The organism is Microbacterium songi, assembly GCF_042747925.1.
Classification (GTDB): domain Bacteria; phylum Actinomycetota; class Actinomycetes; order Actinomycetales; family Microbacteriaceae; genus Microbacterium.
In genome coordinates, this window is sequence record NZ_JBHZIE010000001.1 from 217,587 (window position 1) to 234,455 (window position 16,869).

Below are 16,869 nucleotides of genomic sequence, written 5' to 3' on the forward strand. Positions count from 1 at the left end.
TAGTTCCGTTACCGAGACACTCGGTTTCGGAACTAAATGAAGGGATCGACATGTCCACTGCTTCGCCCGGGGCCACGAAGGCCACTCTGACTCTGTCTCAATTACGCGCCCTGCTCGTCGTGCTGTGCGCAGCACTCGCCCTGGTGGTCGCGGGCAACTCCGCGCTCGCCATCGCGCTGCCCGACATCGCCGACGATCTCGGCGCCGACCAGTCGCAGCTCACGTGGATCATCGATGCCTACGCCCTCACCTTCGCTGCTCTGCTGCTCACCGCCGGGCTGGCGGCAGACCGAGTCGGCCGCCGGACGGTCCTCGTGATCGGCCTCATCATCTTCGGCGGCGCGAGCGTGGCCTCCGCCTTCTCGCCCGACCCCGAGTGGTTCGTCGCACTGCGTGCGCTGTCGGGCGTGGGGGCAGCCGCCGTGTTCCCCGTCACGCTCTCCGCGTTGGTGGACGCCTACCCCGAGGAACGCCGCGGCTTCGCGATCGGCGTGTGGTCGGGGGTGAGTTCAGCCGGCGCCGTCGCCGGCTCGATCATCTCGGGCGCTCTTCTCGAGGCGTTCTGGTGGGGGAGCGTGCAGCTTCTCTTCGGGGGCGTCGCCCTCGTCCTCATACTTCCCGTGCTCTTCCTGGTGGCACAGAACCGCAACCCCGCACTCTCGCTGGACGCGGTCGGTGCGCTCTGGTCGGTCGTCGCCCTCGGAGGTCTCGTCTACGGGGTCGTCGAGGGTCCGCAGCGCGGTTGGACGGATGCGGTGACCCTGGTCGCCCTCGCCGTCGGCGTCGCGGGCTTCATCGCCTTCGTGGTGCACCAGCTGCGGGCGACGGTTCCCTCGCTCGACGTCCGGCTGTTCACGAACAGAGGACTTGCGGCCGGCTCGATCATCGTCACGATCCAGTTCTTCGCCTCGCTCGGGTTCTTCGTCCTCTCACCGCAGTACCTGCAGATCGTGCTCGAGTACACCCCGCTGGGTGCCGCACTCGCTCTCCTCGTCGTGCCGGTGGGGGTCGGTGCGGGTATCGGCGCGTCCGCCGCGCTCTCGAAGCGTCTGGGCGCGCGTGTGCCGGGGTCCTTGGGGCTGCTGCTGATGGGTATCGGGTTCGCGGTCTTCGGCCGCGGACTCCTGGGCGGCCTCGAACCCTCGCTCTGGGTGCTGGCCGGGGGAGTGCTGGTGTTCGGCATCGGCTTCGGGATGGGCATCACCCCGGGCACCCAGCTGATCATCGATGGACTCCCCGCCGAGCGTCGCTCCGTCGCGAGTGCCGTCAATGACATCACACGGGAGGTGGGCGGGGTGCTCGGCATCGCCGTCCTCTCCAGCATCCTCGTCGCGTCCTACCGCGACGACATCGCGCCGGCGCTCGACGGCCTCCCACCCGAGATCCAGGATGCCGCCGACAGCGGTGCCGGCGCGGCCCTCGGCATCGCGGGGGCGATCGGGCCCCAGGGTGAGGCGCTCGCCGTCGCCGCCCGTGAGGCCTTCGCCGTCGGGCTCAGCGCGTCGATGTTCGCGGGCGCGGTCGTCCTGGCGGTCGCCGCGGTGATCGTCGTCGTCATGGCACCCGGTTCGACGGCCGTGGGCGCCTTCGAGGACGCATCACCCGTGTGAACCGTTCGATTCGCGTGCGCGCCGCTGAGGCAGGGGCCGGGGGAGTCGCACGGAAACCACGAACGGTCGTGCGGATCCAGGGGAAGCCCGGATCCGCACGACCGCGTGTGCGGTGCGGCCTAGGCGCGGGGCGGCAGGGTCGGACGCGGCGGCTGAGTGCTGCGGGTCGCGCTCTGGGCCCGCGCCGTCACCTGCTGAGCCTGCTCGGCGACACTCGGCGCCTTCTGCACCTCCTGCTGGATCTTGGGGGCCTCCTCCTCGGCCTTCGTCAGCATGGCTTCCCAGCGCTGCTGCATCGGCTTGATGAGTCCACCGCCGGCGCCGACGATGATGACACCGGCGATGATCGCGAGGACCGCGATGAGGATCGGCGTGGTCACCGTCGTCGCGACCTCGATCTGGTTCAGCGCCGCGGTCACGCCGAGGAACAGGATGAAGACGGCGACGATGTTGCCGAGGATCCTGCCGTACGAGAGCCCGCCCAGGGTGTTCTGGATGAGTCCCTTCGCTCCGGCGGCGATCGCGGCGGCGATGACGATGATGATGATGGCGACGATGATCTTCGGCAGGAAGCCGATGATGCCGGCGAGCAGATCGCTGACCGGATTCGACCCGAAGACACCGAATGCGAACTGCAGCACGAAGAGAACCAGCGTGTAGTACACGATCTTCCCGACGATGTCGGACGCGTCGAGCTTCGACGATGCGAGCGCCTTCTTGATGCCGCCGCGCTCGACCAGGCGATCGAAGCCGACCTTCTCGAGGAGCTTCTCCAGGCCCTTCGAGATGAGCTTCGCGACGATCAGCCCGACGATCAGGATCAGCAGGAACAGCAGTGCGAGCGGGACGAAGGCGATGACCACGGCCAGCGCGTCCTGCAGGACTTGGGGGATATTCATGGGATCTGTCTTTCTTCACAGGGGTGGATGCCGCACGTCGACGGGTTTGACGCGCAGACTTACACCGTAAGCATAAGACTTACGCTGTAAGCTTCCGCATCCGGGTCGATCGGAGGGGGGAGGATTGACACGGAGGTGCACTTGTGGTGAGAGAGTCCCCGCGATCGACGTCGACGAAGCTCAGTCGCGACCTCATCGTGGACAGCGCGCTCGAGATGATCGACGAGTCGGGGGCGCAAGGCCTCTCGATGAGATCCCTTGCGCAGCGGCTGAACGTCGAGGCGATGTCGCTCTATCGCTATGTGCACGGGAAGGAGGACCTTCTCGAAGGCGTGGTGGCGCTCCTGATGAGCGGCCTGGTCTCCGCTCTGGAGAAGGAGGCCGACAAGCACTGGCAGGCATTCCTGCAGACCGTCGCCCATGAGGTTCGCCGGATAGCGAGCGACCACCCGCTCGCGTTTCCGCTCGTCGCAACAAGGCATCCTGCGGCGCCGTGGCTGCGTCCTCCCCTGCGCAGCGTGGAAGTGGTCGACACGTTCCTGTCGGCCCTCATCGGCCAGGGTTTCACGGACGCGCAGGCGGTGGATGCGTATCGGTCGTTCAGCAGCTTCCTCCTCGGCCAACTCCTTCTGGAGTCCGCGGTTCGCGGGGCGCAGACCGGCCCGGTCGAAGAGCCTCTCGACGAAGGCGACGCGAGCATCCCGCAGAAGGACGGACGGATCTCGCTGGACAGCGCGCCCCAGGTGCGGCGCCTCCGGTCGCTCCTCAGCGAGGATCGGAGCCAAGAAGAGTTCGAAGTATCCCTCGAAGTTCTGCTGGACCGGCTGGACCGCGAACTGTCGCAGTAGCGAGCACGCTTCACACAAGACGCCGAAGGTCAAGACGCAAGACATACCCGCGCCTCGCCGGGTATCCCTGTCGTACGGCAACGCGCCGGTCGAGAGGGGTGGTCATGAAGTCGCTGACGACCCGCGTGGGAACGTACGCGACCGGGGACCTCCTCGCCGACGCGGTGATGAGCTACTCGCTGGCTCTCGCCCGCCAGCGGAAGATCGATCTGGTGGACATCCCGTTCCGCGAGTCCAACGGCAAGATCAGCAACGTGCAGCTCGCCGTGGGATGGATGGCCAACCTGGATGCCGTGGGCCTGTCAGACCTCCACCCCGAAGTGGCGGACGCGGCGGTCACCGCCGACCTGTTGGCTCGCGAAGACGCCCTGCAGGCGCACGGCGACACGGCGATGTCCGCGAACGACTTCGATGACGCTGACGGGCTCCGCGATTACTGACGCTCCTCACCGGCGTGAGGCGTGCGCCTGTCACGCGACCGGTCTTCCGTCGACGGCGGCCCCGCGCGCCGACTTCTCCCGGCCCGCCGTATCTGCGACGATCGCCTGATGCATTCGCAGCCCGGTGGTCCGGCATCCGTCGATCTGTCCGACACCGGAACGCCCGTGCCCGACGCACGCCGACCGATCGCGCTGACCGTCGGAGTCGCCGCGGCGGTAGGGTTCGTCGTCCTGCGCATCGTCGTGGGGCTGGCGAGCCACAACCCCCTGGTCGTCGACGTCTGGTGGCACGAGAACATGCTGTCGACCCTCACCCAGGCGGGCGTGGTCGTCGCCTGGGTACCCGGTATCGTCGGCGGCACCGCGGGGATGATCGTGATCGGCCTGATCCTCATCGGGCTCTTCCTCTGGCGGAGAAGACCGTGGGATGCCGCGACCCTCGCCGCCGCGATGGTCGTGGTCGTCGCGATCGGCGCGCCGTTGGCCGCGGTCATCGCGCGCGTGCGCCCGGCGGATTCACTGGCGGAGAAGGTCGCGACGTCGTTTCCGTCCGGTCACACGGCGGTGGCGACCACGGTTGCCGTGATCCTGGGCCTGATCCTGCGCCGCTGGTACATCTGGGTCATCGGGGTGATGTGGGTCGTGTTCATGATGTGGAGCCGCACGTATCTGCAGGCCCACTGGCTCAGCGACGTCACAGCGGGGCTCCTCGAGGGGATCGCCGTCGCCACGCTCGTCTGGTGCGCGATGGAGGCGGTGCGGGACCGCAGAGCCGTGCGGGCGCTCGCCGCCGAACCGACCGCGGCTGCCGCGGGCAGCGGAGCGCGCGACGACGACCGGTTCTCCGCGCGCTGATCGCCCGTCGACGGCGGGGTACGATCCCCGTGTGTCCTCCCCGAAGAACGCCGCACAGGCGGCCCAGAACTCCACCGCCCTCGAAACGCTCGCGCGTGCCGGCTACATCGTGCTCGGTATCGTGCACGTGGTCATCGGGCTGATCGCGATCTCGAGCGTGGCGAGCGCGGGAAGCACCGAGGCGGATCAGGGCGGGGCGATGGCACGCATCCAGCAGACGCCCTGGGGCGTCGCTCTGCTCTGGGTGATCGCCGTCGGGCTGTTCGCTCTGACGATCTGGCAGATCGCCGAGGCCCTTCTCGAACGCGATCCCGATGCGAAGAAGAAGTGGGCGCACCGCGTGAAGTTCCTGGGCACCGCCGTCGCCTACATCGCGATCGCCGTGACCGCGATCGTCTACGCCCTCGGCGGCCGATCGGACTCGTCGCAGTCGTCTCAGACGCTCAGCGCGCAGCTTCTGGCGAGCGCCGGAGGCGTGTTCGCGCTCAGCCTGGTGGGGTTGATCGTCGCGGGCATCGGCATCGCGTTCATCGTGCGCGGCTGCACGCGCGCATTCACGAAGCACCTCGCGCTGCCCGGGGGGACGACGAAGAAGGGCATCGTCGCGTTCGGCATCGTCGGCTATGTCGCGAAGGGGGTCGCCGTCGCGGTCACGGGCGTGCTCTTCGTGGTGGCAGCGGTCACGCACGATCCGCAGGCGGCAGGCGGCCTCGATGCGGCGCTGGACTCGCTCGCCGCCCTGCCGTTCGGCGCGGCGATCCTCTGGCTCGTGGGCGCGGGACTCGTCCTTTACGGAATCTTCTGCTTCGCCCGCGCGCGCTACGCCCGGATGTGATCGACAGGGGCCTCGGTGGTCCGGCGCTAGGGTTGTCCAGGCGACGATCGTCGCCTGGACAGCCGACGTGAGGCAGACGGTCATGACGACACCGGCGGGTTGGTACGACGACGGCCACGGCGCTCAGCGCTGGTGGGACGGCGCACAGTGGACCGAGCACGTGCAGACGCCGGCGCCCGACGCCGCGGCATCCGCTCATGCTCCGATCGAACAGGCACAGCCGACCGTGTCGCCGGATCCGGGCGAGCTCCCCTGGGAGCTGCAGCAGGCGCCCGGCGCACCGGGAGCGGCTCCGCTGGATCCGAACGGCTACCCCTACGGCGCATACCCCGGCTTCGCCGGCGCTCCCGGGGGCGGCGTCTTCACCGGGTCGACCGACCCGAAGAAGTCGAAGCTCTGGATCCTCTGGGTCGTGCTCGGCGTCGTGGTGATCGGCATCATCCTCCTGGGGATCGTGCTCATCCCCCTCCTGCTCCACTTCTTCTCGGGCAGCGCGGGCGGCGCGTCGACCGGGACGGATGCCGAGGGTGCGGCCGTCGCGGTCGTGCAGCAGTACGACCAGGCGTGGGACACCGCCGATTGCGCCAAATACACCGCGGCCACGACGGCGGACTTCCGCGAATCCGTCGACATCGTCGATTGCGATGCCTTCACGAGCGCCTCGGCAGCCTTCACCGAGCAGACCGACGACTACGAGATCACCGTCGACGGCGTGGACGTCGACGGCAGCGACACGATTCTCGTGTCGACCACCGAGACGTACACCGCTCCCTTCGACGAGAACGGCGAGCCGACGAACGACTCGACGGTGTACACGGAGACCTACATCTACACGCTCGTGCAGAGCGACGGGGGCTGGGTCATCGACGGCGCGGACGACAGTCAATGAGCCGGCCCGTAAGAAAGGTGGTCAGGTCATGAGCGCGTCGGCAGAAGCATCCGCTCGTCCGCCGCGGACGACGCGATTCGTGCTGGTCTGCATCGGCGTGGGGCTGCTCGCAGGGCTCATGTCGGGCCTCTTCGGAGTGGGGGGTGGCACCGTCATCGTGCCGCTGCTCGTCTTCGTCCTCAGGTTCGACCAGCGACTGGCCGCCGGGACCTCACTCGCGGCCATCGTGCCCACGGCCTCGGTAGGGGTCATCTCCTACGCGGTGCACGGCTCCGTGGCATGGATCCCCGCCCTCATCCTCGCCGCGGGTGCGGTGATCGGCGCGCAGATCGGCACGTGGCTGCTGCCCAAGCTCTCGCTCATCGCCTTGCGCTGGAGTTTCGTCGCGTTCCTCGTCGTGGTCATCGTCAGCCTGTTCCTGGTGATCCCATCCCGCGAGTCCGTCCTGGAGCTCACTGCACTGTCGATCATCGGCCTCGTCGTGCTCGGCCTCATCACGGGTGTCCTCGCGGGTCTGCTCGGTGTCGGCGGCGGCATCGTCGTGGTGCCTGCGCTCATCCTCCTGTTCGGCGTCAGCGATCTCATCGCGAAAGGCACGTCGTTGCTCATGATGATCCCCACGGCCGTCTCGGGGACGATCGGCAATCTGCGCCGCGGCAACGTCGACCTGCTCGCGGCGGCTCTCGTCGGGGGAGCAGCGTGCACGACGACCGCGGTGGGGGCCTGGATCGCGACACTTGTCGACCCGTTCGTGGGCAACATGCTGTTCGCAGCGTTCCTCGTCTTCATCTCGGTGCAGATGGCGCTGCGGGCGATCAAGGCGCAGCGCTCGGCCGCACGCGCGTGATGCCCGCCGCTCATCGAGCACCGGTGCGCCCGTAGAATCATGGGGTGCCCGTGAATCCCCAGCTCGTCGGTCGTGTCTTCCCGCCGACGGCTCCCTATCTGGTCGGCCGCGAGAAGGTCCGCGAGTTCGCCCGCGCTGTCTTCGCCGAAGACCCCCAGCACGTCGACCCCGAGGCCGCGCGAGCCCTCGGCTACGCCGACGTCGTCGCGCCGCCGACGTTCGCGATGGTCATCCAGGACCTCACGCTCCAGCAGCTGCTCGCCGAGCCCGATTCCGGCATCGTGCTGGCTCGCGTCCTGCATGCCGAGCAGCGCTTCCGCTACAGCCGCCCCATCGTCGCCGGCGACGAGCTCACCGGCACGCTGACGGTGTCGGGGCTGCGCACCCTCGGGGGCAACGCGTTGGTCACGAGCGACGCCGAGATCACGGACGCCACGGGTGCCCACGTCGTGACCGCCACATCGGTGCTCCTGGTGGGGGAGGGCGACGCATGAGCCTGCTCACGGTCGGCGAGGTGGTCGCCGAGCGCGACGTGCATCTCACTCGCGAATCGCTCGTCCGATACGCCGGGGCCTCGGGCGATTTCAACCCGATCCACTACCGCGACGACGTCGCCGCCGAGGTCGGGCTCGCGGGTGTCCTCGCGCACGGGATGCTCACGATGGGGTTGTCGGTCGAGACGCTCGTGCCATGGCTCGCAGACTCCGGCCGCCTCCTCGAATACGGCGTGCGCTTCACCCGCCCCGTCGTGGTCGACCCCGTCACGGGTGCCGACCTGCACATCGTCGCGAAGGTGGGCCAGGTCGACGACGAGACCGCACGCATCGACCTGACCGTCACGTCCGCCGAGACCACGGTGCTGGGCAAGGCGCAGGTTCGCGTCCGCCTGTCCTAGCGCGGCTGCCCATGCCCGACGTCACCCCCGTTCCGCTCTCGCAGCTGACCACGCTGCGCACCGGCGGCGTGCCCGCCCGGATGGTCGATGCCGAGACGACCGACGACCTCGTCGACGCGCTCCGCGACCTCTGGGCGGCCGGCGAGCCGTGGCTCGTCGTGGGTGGCGGATCGAACCTCTTCGCGGGTGACGATCCGTTCGACGGCACCGTCGTGCGCGTGCTCACGGAGGGCATCGAACGCCTTCCCTCGCCGCGTGCCGGCTTCGCGCGTCTGCGGGTGCAGGCGGGTCACTCGTGGGATGCGCTCGTCGACTACGCCGTCACCGAGGGACTCGCCGGCATCGCCGCCATGTCGGGCATCCCGGGCACGGCGGGCGCCGCCCCCATCCAGAACATCGGTGCCTACGGGCAGGAGATCGCCGAGACCCTGGTGGAGGTCGAGCTGGTCGACGAGTCCACCGGGGAGGTCTCCACGGTGCTGGCGGCAGAACTCGCATTGGGCTTCCGCACGTCGGTTCTGAAGCAGCACTACGGGTCGGAACCCACCCGCTCCGCCGTGATCCTGTCGATCACGCTCGAGCTCGCCGATGTGGGCTCGGCGGAAGGCCCGGTCAGGGGCGAGCAGCTGCGCACCGCGCTGGGCCTCGCGCCCGCGGCATCCGTCTCTCTCGGCTGGATCCGGGACCACGTGCTCGCCACCCGCGCCCGCAAAGGCATGGTGCTCGACGACGGCGACCCCGACACGTGGAGCGCGGGCTCGTTCTTCCAGAACGCGATCGTGTCGGAATCCATCGCGCGGACGCTTCCCGACGCCTGCCCGCGCTGGCCGTTGTCGCCCGCGATCGAACAGGTCACCGTCATTCCGCTGGAGGGATGGAACGGCGTGGTCCCGCCTCCGGTGCACGCGTCGTCGCTGGTCAAGGTCAGCGCCGCCTGGCTCATCGAGAACTCCGGCGTCGGCAAAGGCTTCCATCTGCCCCGCTCCCGCGCGGCGGTGTCGGGCAAGCATGCCCTCGCCCTGACGAACCGGGGTCGCGCCTCCGCCGAGGAGATCGCCGAGCTCGCGAGGTTCATCCAATGGCGGGTGCAGTCCGAGTTCGGTCTGCTGCTCCAGCCCGAACCCGTCCTGGTCGGCGTCGAGCTCTGATCCTGAGCCCGCGCCGGCAGCCGGGCATCTGCCGGAAGCCGGGTCGCTCCGCCCGCCCGTCTCAGCTCTGGAAGAACTCCTGCAGCCGGCGGATCCCCTCCACCAGCTGGTCGTCGCCCAGGGCGTAGGAGAAGCGCAGGTACCCGCTCGGACCGAACGCCTCGCCCGGCACGGCCGCGACTTCGGCCTTCTCGAGGATCAGGTCGGCGAGCTCGAGCGACGTGGTCGGCGTGACGCCCGCCCACTCCCGACCGAGGAGGCCCGAGACGTCCGGGTAGACGTAGAACGCGCCGAGCGGCGTGGGGACGTTCACGCCCTCGATCTTCGAGAGCTCCTCGACGATGAGCTTCCGGCGCCGATCGAATGCGGCGCGGAAGTCCTCGGCCTCGGTCTGCGGACCGGTGAGAGCGGCGAGCGCCGCCCGCTGCGCGATGTTGTTGACGTTGCTCGAGAGGTGGGACTGCAGGTTCGCGGCGACCTTGATCGCGTTCTTCGGCCCGACCATCCAGCCCACCCGCCAGCCCGTCATCGCATACGTCTTGGCGACACCGTTGACGAGGATCGTCTGCGCGGCCAGGTCGGGGACGGCCTCGACGATGGAGACGGCACGCACGCCGTCGTAGACCAGGTTCTGGTAGATCTCGTCTGTGATGACCCAGATGCCGTGCTCGAGCGCCCACTGCCCGATCGCCGCGGTCTGCTCGGGCGAATAGACCGAACCGGTCGGGTTGGACGGCGACACGAACACCAGGACGGTCGTGCGTTCCGTGCGTGCGGCTTCGAGCTGCTCGACGGTGACGAGGTAGTTCTGGTCGGCGCCGGCGAAGACCTCCACCGGCACTCCGTCGGCGAGCGCGATCGCCTCGGGGTAGGTCGTCCAGTACGGAGCGGGGAGCAGCACCTCGTCGCCGGGGTTCACCACCGCCTGGAACGCCTGATAGACGGCCTGCTTGCCGCCGTTCGTCACGATGACCTGCGACGGGTCGACCTCCAGGCCGGAGTCGCGGAGGGTCTTCGCGGCGATCGCATCGCGCAGCACCGGCAGCCCCACCGCGGGGGTGTAGCGGTAGTTGGCGGGGTTGTGAAGCGCCTCGGCCGCAGCATCCACGATGAACTGCGGTGTGGCGAAATCGGGCTCGCCCGCCGCGTAGCTGATGACCGGACGACCGGCGGCCTGCAGCGCCTTGGCCTTCGCGTCGACCTTGAGCGTCGCGGACTCGGCGATGGCGCTGAGCTTGCGCGAAAGAAGGAGGGGTGTGCGGGTGGACGGCGCGTTTTCGGTCACGGTCCGAGCGTACCGGGGCGTCGAAGCGTTCACCCGGTGGAGTCGTCGATCGAGGCGGTCTCGGCGCGTGCGCCGTGCGGCGACCGCAGGAGGGCGCGCGCCGCACCGCCGATGATCGCACTGTAGGTCGGGTAGGCGAAGCGCACGCCCGCGAGGGTCGCGACGTCGATGCCGGCGGCCATCGCCGTGGTGACCGACTGGATGACCTCGACGGCGTTCTCGCCCACCGCGTGGGCGCCGAGGATCAGCTCGCGCCGGTTGTCGGAGATCAGCTTGAGGAAGCCGACCGCACGATCGTCGATCACGGCGCGCTCCAGGTCGGCGTAGCGCACCGTGGCCACGATGCAGCGCGGATCGCGGTCGCGCGCCTGCTCCTCGGTGAGGCCCACACCGGCGTAGTCGGGGTCGGTGAAGCCACCCGCCGGCAGCAGGTGGTGCGGGGTGCGGCGGTTGGCGTCGAGGACGGCGTTCTCGGCCGCCGCCTCGCCCTCGAACTGTGCGGCCTGCACGAGCATGTCGCGGCCGTTGGCATCACCCACCGCGAAGATGTGCGGAACGGACGAACGGAAGTACTGATCGACGGGGATGCTCGAGCGGGTCACCTCGACACCCGCGTTCTCGAGCCCGAGGTCCCCGACGTCGGCGGGCCAGCCCGTTGCCATCACGACCGCATCGAACGGTTCGGTGCGCTCCTGGCCGCCCTGCGTCCAGGTGAGTGCGATCGCCCCGTCGTCCCGTCGGGCCAGCGCGGAGACGCCGTCGATTCCCGTGTCGACCTCGATGCCCTGACGGCGGAACGACGTTGTCACCGCGGCGGCGACGTCTGCGTCGGACGGCATCAGGATGCGCGGAGCGAGATCGAGCAGCACGACCTCCGAGCCGAACGAGTCGAACACCGTCGCGAGCTGCACGCCCGTGTTGCCCGCGCCGATCACCGCGAGGCGGGCGGGTCGCTCGGCGAGATCGAGCACATGCTCGGGCACGGTGGCGAGCTCGGCTCCGGGGATGGGCAGGCGACGCGAGTGGCCGCCGACGCAGACGAGGATGCTCGTCGCAGAGATCAGCCGACCAGAATCGAGCCGCAGGGTGTGCGGGTCGACGAATCGCGCTCGCCCCTCGTGCACGACGACGACGCCGGCCTCCTCGAGTCGCGGACCTTCGTTCTTCACCTCGCGCACGCGGTCGACCCGCTCGCGAACCCGTGCGACGGTCGTGGGCCAGTCCAGAGATGCCGGGCCGGTCGTGATGCCGTACGCCGCGGCCGCCCGCACATCGCGCATGAGCCGTGCGGTCTTGGCGAGCACGCGGGTGGGGACGCATCCCGTGTTGACGCACGTGCCTCCGAGGCGGTCGGAGGCCTCCAGCACGACGACGCGCGCGCCGAGCTCGGCGGCGCGCAGTGCGGCCGCGGTACCGGCAGGCCCTGCACCGATGACCGCGATGTCGAACCGGTCGACGTCGATCGCCGCATCCGGCGCGTCGGAGGGGGCGGCAGCAGCGGGGGAGGTCATGGGCGCACCTTCGTCAATGCCGCCGGGCGGACCCCCACGGCGCCTCCAGTGTCGCACCAGGAGCGCCTTCGGGGGCCGGAAGGATGCAACGGCGGATGCCGCGGGCACGGGCTGCCCGCGGCATCCGCGTCGTCCGATCGACGCGTGCCTCAGTCGATCTCGACGAGGAATCGGCTGTAGGCGCTCGTGGTGAGGAAGGCCGGGAAGTCGTCCCGCAACGCCACCTCAGCGAAGATCTCCGCGGCATCGTCGAACCGATCGCCCGGCGTGCGTGTCACTTCGCCGAGAACCGTCTCGACGAGCGACTGGACATACTCCCGGGTGATGCGGGTGCCGGCCTCGGTGACCTGATCCTGATGGATCCACTGCCACACCTGCGACCGGCTGATCTCCGCGGTCGCGGCATCCTCCATCAGATTGTCGAGGGCGACCGCCCCGAGTCCGCGCAGCCACGCTTCGATGTAGCGGATCGCGACCGACACGTTGCCGTGGACCCCTTCTTCGGTCACGGGGCGGCCGATGTGCACATCGAGCAGCTGGGCTGCGGTGACCGTCACGTCGTCACGCCGACGACCGATCTGGTTCGGGCGGTCGCCGAGCACCGCGTCGAACTCGGCCAGCGCCGTCGGGATCAGATCGGGGTGCGCGACCCAGGTGCCGTCGAAGCCGTCGCCCGCCTCGCGCTTCTTGTCGGCGGCCACCTTCTCGAACGCCTGCCTGGTCACGTCGGGGTCGCGGCGGTTCGGGATGAACGCGCTCATTCCGCCGATCGCGAAGGCCCCGCGCCGGTGGCAGGTCTTGACGAGCAGTTCGGTGTAGGCCCGCATGAACGGCACCGTCATCGTGACCTGGCTGCGGTCGGGCAGCACGAACCTCGCACCGCGGCCGCGGTAGTTCTTGATCATCGAGAAGATGTAGTCCCACCGGCCGGCATTCAGCCCCGAGCAGTGATCGCGCAGCTCGTAGAGGATCTCCTCCATCTCGAACGCCGCGGGCAGGGTCTCGATCAGCACCGTCGCCCGCACCGTGCCGTGCGGGATCCCCGCGTAGTCCTCGCTGAAGGTGAAGACGTCATCCCACAGTTTGGCTTCTTCGCTGGATTCGAGCTTGGCGAGGTAGAAGTACGGTCCCGCACCGTCGTCGATCAGGCGCTGCGCGTTGTGGAAGAAGTAGAGCCCGAAGTCGACCAGCGAGCCCGACGCCGACATCGTCCGACCGGCGTGGTCCGTGAACTGCATGTGCTGCTCGGGGAGGTGCCAGCCGCGCGGTCTCATCACGATGGTGGGTGTGCGCTCGGCGGTGACCTCGTACCGTCTGCCCGGACCCGTCTCGGTCGCGGGCCCGGTGTACGACAGCTCGCCGCGGATCGCGTCCCGCAGCGACAGCTGCCCCTCGATCACGTTCTTCCAGGTGGGGCTCGTGGCGTCCTCCTGGTCGGCGAGCCACACCTTCGCGCCCGAGTTGAGCGCGTTGATGGTCATCTTGGGGTCGGTCGGACCCGTGATCTCGACGCGCCGATCCTCCAGGCCGGGGCCGGCCCCGGCGACGCGCCACTGCGTGTCTTCGCGGATGTGCGCCGTGTCGTCGCGGAAGCGCGGGTCGTGCCCGTTTCCGATCTCGAATCGGCGACGGAGGCGATCGGCAAGGCGGTCGTGGCGGCGGCGGCCGAAGCGCTGGTGCAGTTCCGCGAGGAAGGCGAGCGCCTCGGGGGTGAGGATCTCGTCGTAGCGCTCGCCCAGCCGTCCTCGGATCTCGATCGCGGGGGTCGGGGTCGGGGTCGGGGTCGGGGTGGCGGAGGTGGTGGGCGCGAGGCCCGTAGCGGTGGGGGTCATGGCCTGACTTTCTGTGGGAAGGGGCGGGTCCTGTGTCTCAGTGGAATTGCGCGGACTCTGTGGAGCCCGCGAGGGCGAGCGTCGCGCTCTCGGGGTTGAGGGCGCTCGAGACGGCGTCGAAGTAACCGGTGCCGGCTTCGCGCTGGTGCTTGGTGGCGGTGTAGCCGTCCGCCTCGGCGGCGAACTCCCGTTCCTGCAGGTCGACGTAGGCGCTCATGGCGCGTTCGGCGTACCCCTTGGCGAGATCGAACATGGAGTGGTTCACGGCATGGAATCCCGCGAGCGTGATGAACTGGAACTTGTAACCCAGATCGGCGAGGTCCTGCTGGAACGAGGCGATCTGCGCATCGTCGAGGTGACGCTTCCAGTTGAACGACGGCGAGCAGTTGTAGGCGAGCAGCTTGCCGGGGAACTTCGCGTGGATCGCGGTCGCGAACGCGCGGGCCAGCTCGATGTCGGGCTCGCCCGTCTCGACCCAGAGCAGGTCGGCGTACGGCGCGAAGGCGAGGCCGCGACTGATGACCGATTCCAGGCCCGGGCGCACCCGGTAGAAGCCCTCCGGGGTGCGGTCTCCCGTCAGGAACTCCTGGTCGCGCTCGTCGACGTCGGTGGTGAGCAGGCCCGCGGCCAGTGCGTCGGTGCGGGCGATGATCACGGTCGGCACACCGGCGACATCGGCGGCGAGGCGCGAGGCGTTGAGCGTGCGGATGTGCTGCTGGGTCGGCACCAGCACCTTTCCGCCGAGATGGCCGCACTTCTTCTCCGACGCCAGCTGATCCTCCCAGTGGATGCCCGCGGCGCCCGCCTGGATCAGGGACTGCGCCAGTTCGTAGGCGTTCAGCGGCCCGCCGAAGCCGGCTTCGGCGTCCGCCACGATCGGCGCGATCCAGTCCTGGGTGAGCTCGCCCTCGGCGTACTCGATCTGGTCCTGACGGATCAGCGCATTGTTGATCCGCCGAACGACCGCGGGGACCGAGTTGGCCGGGTACAGGCTCTGGTCCGGGTAGGTCTGGCCGGCGAGGTTGCCGTCCGCGGCCACCTGCCACCCGCTCAGGTAGATCGCCTTCAGCCCTGCGCGCACCTGCTGAACGGCCTGGCCGCCGGTGTAGGCGCCCAGGGCACGGACGTACTCCTCCGTGTGCAGCAGGTTCCAGAGATTCTCGGCGCCGCGTCGGGCCAGCGTCGATTCCTCGCGGACCGATCCGCGCAGGCGCACGACGTCTTCGGCGGAGTACGTCCGCTCGATGCCGTCCCATCGGGGATCGGTGTTCCAGACCTCCCGGATCTCCGTGGCGGTCTGCGTCTGATCGCCCGCGCGGAGGGGCGGCCGGCCGGGGGTGGCGTGGATCGTCATGTCGTCTCCTCAATCGGATGCCGGGGCCGAAGCCCGCGGCGGGTGGTCGTGATTCCACTGTGAGTGAAAGAGCGCGGGGAGGACGACGAAAACATGTGTGAATAATCGAGGGAATTCTGATTCTGTGACAGAATCCGACGATGAGCCCGACACCGCCCGTGGACCTCGCACATCACGCCGTGGACGATGAAGAGGTGGATCCCCTCTTGATCGGCCGCCGCATCCGGCAATTGCGCACGGAGCGCGGCATGACCCTCGAAGATCTCGCGACGGCCGTCGATCGGGTGCCCAGTCAGCTCTCGATGATCGAGAACGGGCGCCGGGAGGCGAAGCTGTCGCTCCTTCGCGCGATCGCCCGCGCACTCGGAAGCGGACTGGAGGCGCTGTGGGAGTCGGAACCGCTCGATGAGCGCGCGACGCTCGAGATCGGTTTGGAGCGCGCCATGCGCGGGCAGACTTTCCAGGCGCTCGGGATCGCTCCCTTCCGGATCGGCAAGACGGTGCCGACGGACGCGCTCAAGGCGATGCTCGCGCTGCAGTCCGAGATCGACCGCCTGCGCGACGAAAGGGCGGCCACCCCGGAGGAGGCGCGCCGAGCGAACGTCGCCCTGCGGCGCCTCATGCGCACGCAGAACAACTATTTCCCCGACCTCGAGCAGCACGCCCGCGACCTTCTGGCGCGGGTCGATCATCCGGGCGGTCCGCTCACCCAGCGCACGGCATCCGACATCGCGGCGCATCTCGGCTTCTCGCTGCACTACGTGCCCGACCTGCCGCAGACCACGCGCAGCGTCGCCGATCTGAAGAACGGCCGTCTCTATCTGTCCCGCACGCTGACCGCGAAGGGCGACCCGCGCACGGCGGTGCTGCAGGCGCTGTCGAGCCGCGTGCTCGGGCACGTCGAACCCTCCAGCTACGCGGAGTTCCTGCGGCAGCGCGTCGAGACCAACTACCTCACGGGGGCATTGCTCATCCCCGAGGAGCACGCCGTGGCGGCCCTCCAGGAAGCGAAGTCACGCCGGGCGATCTCCATCGAGGACCTCCGCGACGCGTACTCGGTCTCGTACGAGACCGCTGCGCACCGGTTCTGCAACCTCGCGACACGTCACCTGGACATCCCCGTGCATTTCCTCAAGGTGCACGAGTCGGGCACCATCACGAAGTCCTACGAGAACGACGACGTGAACTTCCCCACCGATCGCCTCGGGTCCAGTGAGGGCCAGCTGTGCTGCCGGAGGTGGACCAGCCGCGTCGTGTTCGACGTGCCCGACAAGTTCAACCCCTACTACCAGTACACCGACACCGGCAACGGCACGTACTGGTGCACGGCTCGCGTCGAGGCATCCAGTGAAGGGGCGCACTCGGTGAGCGTGGGGGTGCGTTTCGATGACACGAAGTGGTTCATCGGCCGCGACACGGCCAATCGGGGTGTCTCGAAGCACTCCGTCGAAGTGTGCTGTCGTCGGGCGCCCGCCGAACTCGAGGGTGCATGGCGCGACAACGCCTGGCCGGGGGTGCGCACTCCGCGGACGCTGCTCGCCACGCTGCCGACCGGATCATTCCCCGGCGTCGACACCACCGACGTGTACGAATTCCTCGAGGCCCACGCGCCGAGCTGAGC

Annotated in this window: 16 protein-coding genes; 11 read left to right on the forward strand and 5 right to left on the reverse strand. The window is 69.0% G+C overall.

The genetic code is table 11. The features are described from left to right. The first annotated feature begins 44 nt into the window (after positions 1 to 44). Positions 45 to 1,610, forward strand: a complete 1,566-nt coding sequence (locus tag ACFM35_RS01180; RefSeq protein ID WP_378838605.1) for an MFS transporter — start codon at positions 45 to 47, stop codon at positions 1,608 to 1,610. A 119-nt stretch (positions 1,611 to 1,729) separates the two neighbouring features. Here ACFM35_RS01180 and ACFM35_RS01185 read toward each other — a convergent pair whose 3' ends face one another. Next, complete coding sequence (locus ACFM35_RS01185; RefSeq protein ID WP_378837313.1) at positions 1,730 to 2,509, reverse strand: mechanosensitive ion channel family protein; 780 nt, start codon at positions 2,507 to 2,509, stop codon at positions 1,730 to 1,732. Between the two features lie 146 nt (positions 2,510 to 2,655). On the opposite strand from ACFM35_RS01185, the gene ACFM35_RS01190 reads away from it, so the two are divergent. From ACFM35_RS01190 to ACFM35_RS01230, 9 genes are all read left to right on the forward strand, one after another. Continuing rightward, positions 2,656 to 3,357 carry a TetR/AcrR family transcriptional regulator C-terminal domain-containing protein gene (locus ACFM35_RS01190; protein WP_378837316.1) on the forward strand — a complete coding sequence of 234 codons (702 nt, stop codon included), beginning with the start codon at positions 2,656 to 2,658 and terminating at the stop codon, positions 3,355 to 3,357. A gap of 104 nt (positions 3,358 to 3,461) precedes the next feature. Next, positions 3,462 to 3,797: a hypothetical protein gene (locus ACFM35_RS01195; protein ID WP_378837318.1), complete on the forward strand. Its 336-nt coding sequence runs from the start codon at positions 3,462 to 3,464 to the stop codon at positions 3,795 to 3,797. A 108-nt stretch (positions 3,798 to 3,905) separates the two neighbouring features. Further along, the gene (locus tag ACFM35_RS01200; protein WP_378837320.1) at positions 3,906 to 4,652 is read left to right on the forward strand and encodes a phosphatase PAP2 family protein; all 747 of its coding nucleotides are present in this window, start codon (positions 3,906 to 3,908) and stop codon (positions 4,650 to 4,652) included. 31 nt (positions 4,653 to 4,683) lie between these two features. Beyond that, a complete protein-coding gene (locus ACFM35_RS01205; protein WP_378837323.1) occupies positions 4,684 to 5,487 on the forward strand; it encodes a DUF1206 domain-containing protein in 804 nt (267 codons plus the stop codon). A gap of 82 nt (positions 5,488 to 5,569) precedes the next feature. Next, complete coding sequence (locus ACFM35_RS01210) at positions 5,570 to 6,376, forward strand: DUF2510 domain-containing protein (protein ID WP_378837326.1); 807 nt, start codon at positions 5,570 to 5,572, stop codon at positions 6,374 to 6,376. Between the two features lie 28 nt (positions 6,377 to 6,404). Further along, entirely contained in the window at positions 6,405 to 7,223 is an 819-nt protein-coding gene (locus ACFM35_RS01215; protein WP_378837328.1) for a sulfite exporter TauE/SafE family protein, read from the forward strand. A 44-nt stretch (positions 7,224 to 7,267) separates the two neighbouring features. After that, positions 7,268 to 7,717 (forward strand): FAS1-like dehydratase domain-containing protein, encoded by a 450-nt coding sequence (locus tag ACFM35_RS01220; protein WP_378837331.1) that lies wholly within the window; start codon positions 7,268 to 7,270, stop codon positions 7,715 to 7,717. Further along, positions 7,714 to 8,118: a MaoC/PaaZ C-terminal domain-containing protein gene (locus tag ACFM35_RS01225; protein WP_378837334.1), complete on the forward strand. Its 405-nt coding sequence runs from the start codon at positions 7,714 to 7,716 to the stop codon at positions 8,116 to 8,118. Before ACFM35_RS01220 ends, ACFM35_RS01225 begins: the two co-directional genes overlap by 4 nt. Before the next feature lie 11 nt (positions 8,119 to 8,129). Further along, complete coding sequence (locus ACFM35_RS01230) at positions 8,130 to 9,266, forward strand: UDP-N-acetylmuramate dehydrogenase (protein ID WP_378837336.1); 1,137 nt, start codon at positions 8,130 to 8,132, stop codon at positions 9,264 to 9,266. 61 nt (positions 9,267 to 9,327) lie between these two features. On the opposite strand, the gene ACFM35_RS01235 is transcribed toward ACFM35_RS01230, so the two are convergent. The 4 genes from ACFM35_RS01235 to aceA all read right to left on the reverse strand — a co-directional run bounded on the left by ACFM35_RS01235 (position 9,328) and on the right by aceA (position 15,248). Beyond that, the gene (locus ACFM35_RS01235) at positions 9,328 to 10,551 is read right to left on the reverse strand and encodes a pyridoxal phosphate-dependent aminotransferase (protein WP_378837338.1); all 1,224 of its coding nucleotides are present in this window, start codon (positions 10,549 to 10,551) and stop codon (positions 9,328 to 9,330) included. 29 nt (positions 10,552 to 10,580) lie between these two features. Further along, positions 10,581 to 12,062, reverse strand: a complete 1,482-nt coding sequence (locus ACFM35_RS01240; protein WP_378837341.1) for a dihydrolipoyl dehydrogenase family protein — start codon at positions 12,060 to 12,062, stop codon at positions 10,581 to 10,583. A gap of 149 nt (positions 12,063 to 12,211) precedes the next feature. Next, on the reverse strand, positions 12,212 to 13,894 hold the full coding sequence (gene aceB, locus ACFM35_RS01245) for a malate synthase A (protein ID WP_378837343.1): 1,683 nt from the start codon (positions 13,892 to 13,894) through the stop codon (positions 12,212 to 12,214). Positions 13,895 to 13,931: 37 nt separating this feature from the next. Next, the gene (aceA, locus tag ACFM35_RS01250) at positions 13,932 to 15,248 is read right to left on the reverse strand and encodes an isocitrate lyase (RefSeq protein WP_378837345.1); all 1,317 of its coding nucleotides are present in this window, start codon (positions 15,246 to 15,248) and stop codon (positions 13,932 to 13,934) included. A gap of 140 nt (positions 15,249 to 15,388) precedes the next feature. Here aceA and ACFM35_RS01255 point away from each other — a divergent pair, with 140 nt between their 5' ends. Beyond that, on the forward strand, positions 15,389 to 16,867 hold the full coding sequence (locus ACFM35_RS01255; protein ID WP_378837348.1) for a helix-turn-helix domain-containing protein: 1,479 nt from the start codon (positions 15,389 to 15,391) through the stop codon (positions 16,865 to 16,867). Positions 16,868 to 16,869 lie beyond the last annotated feature (2 nt).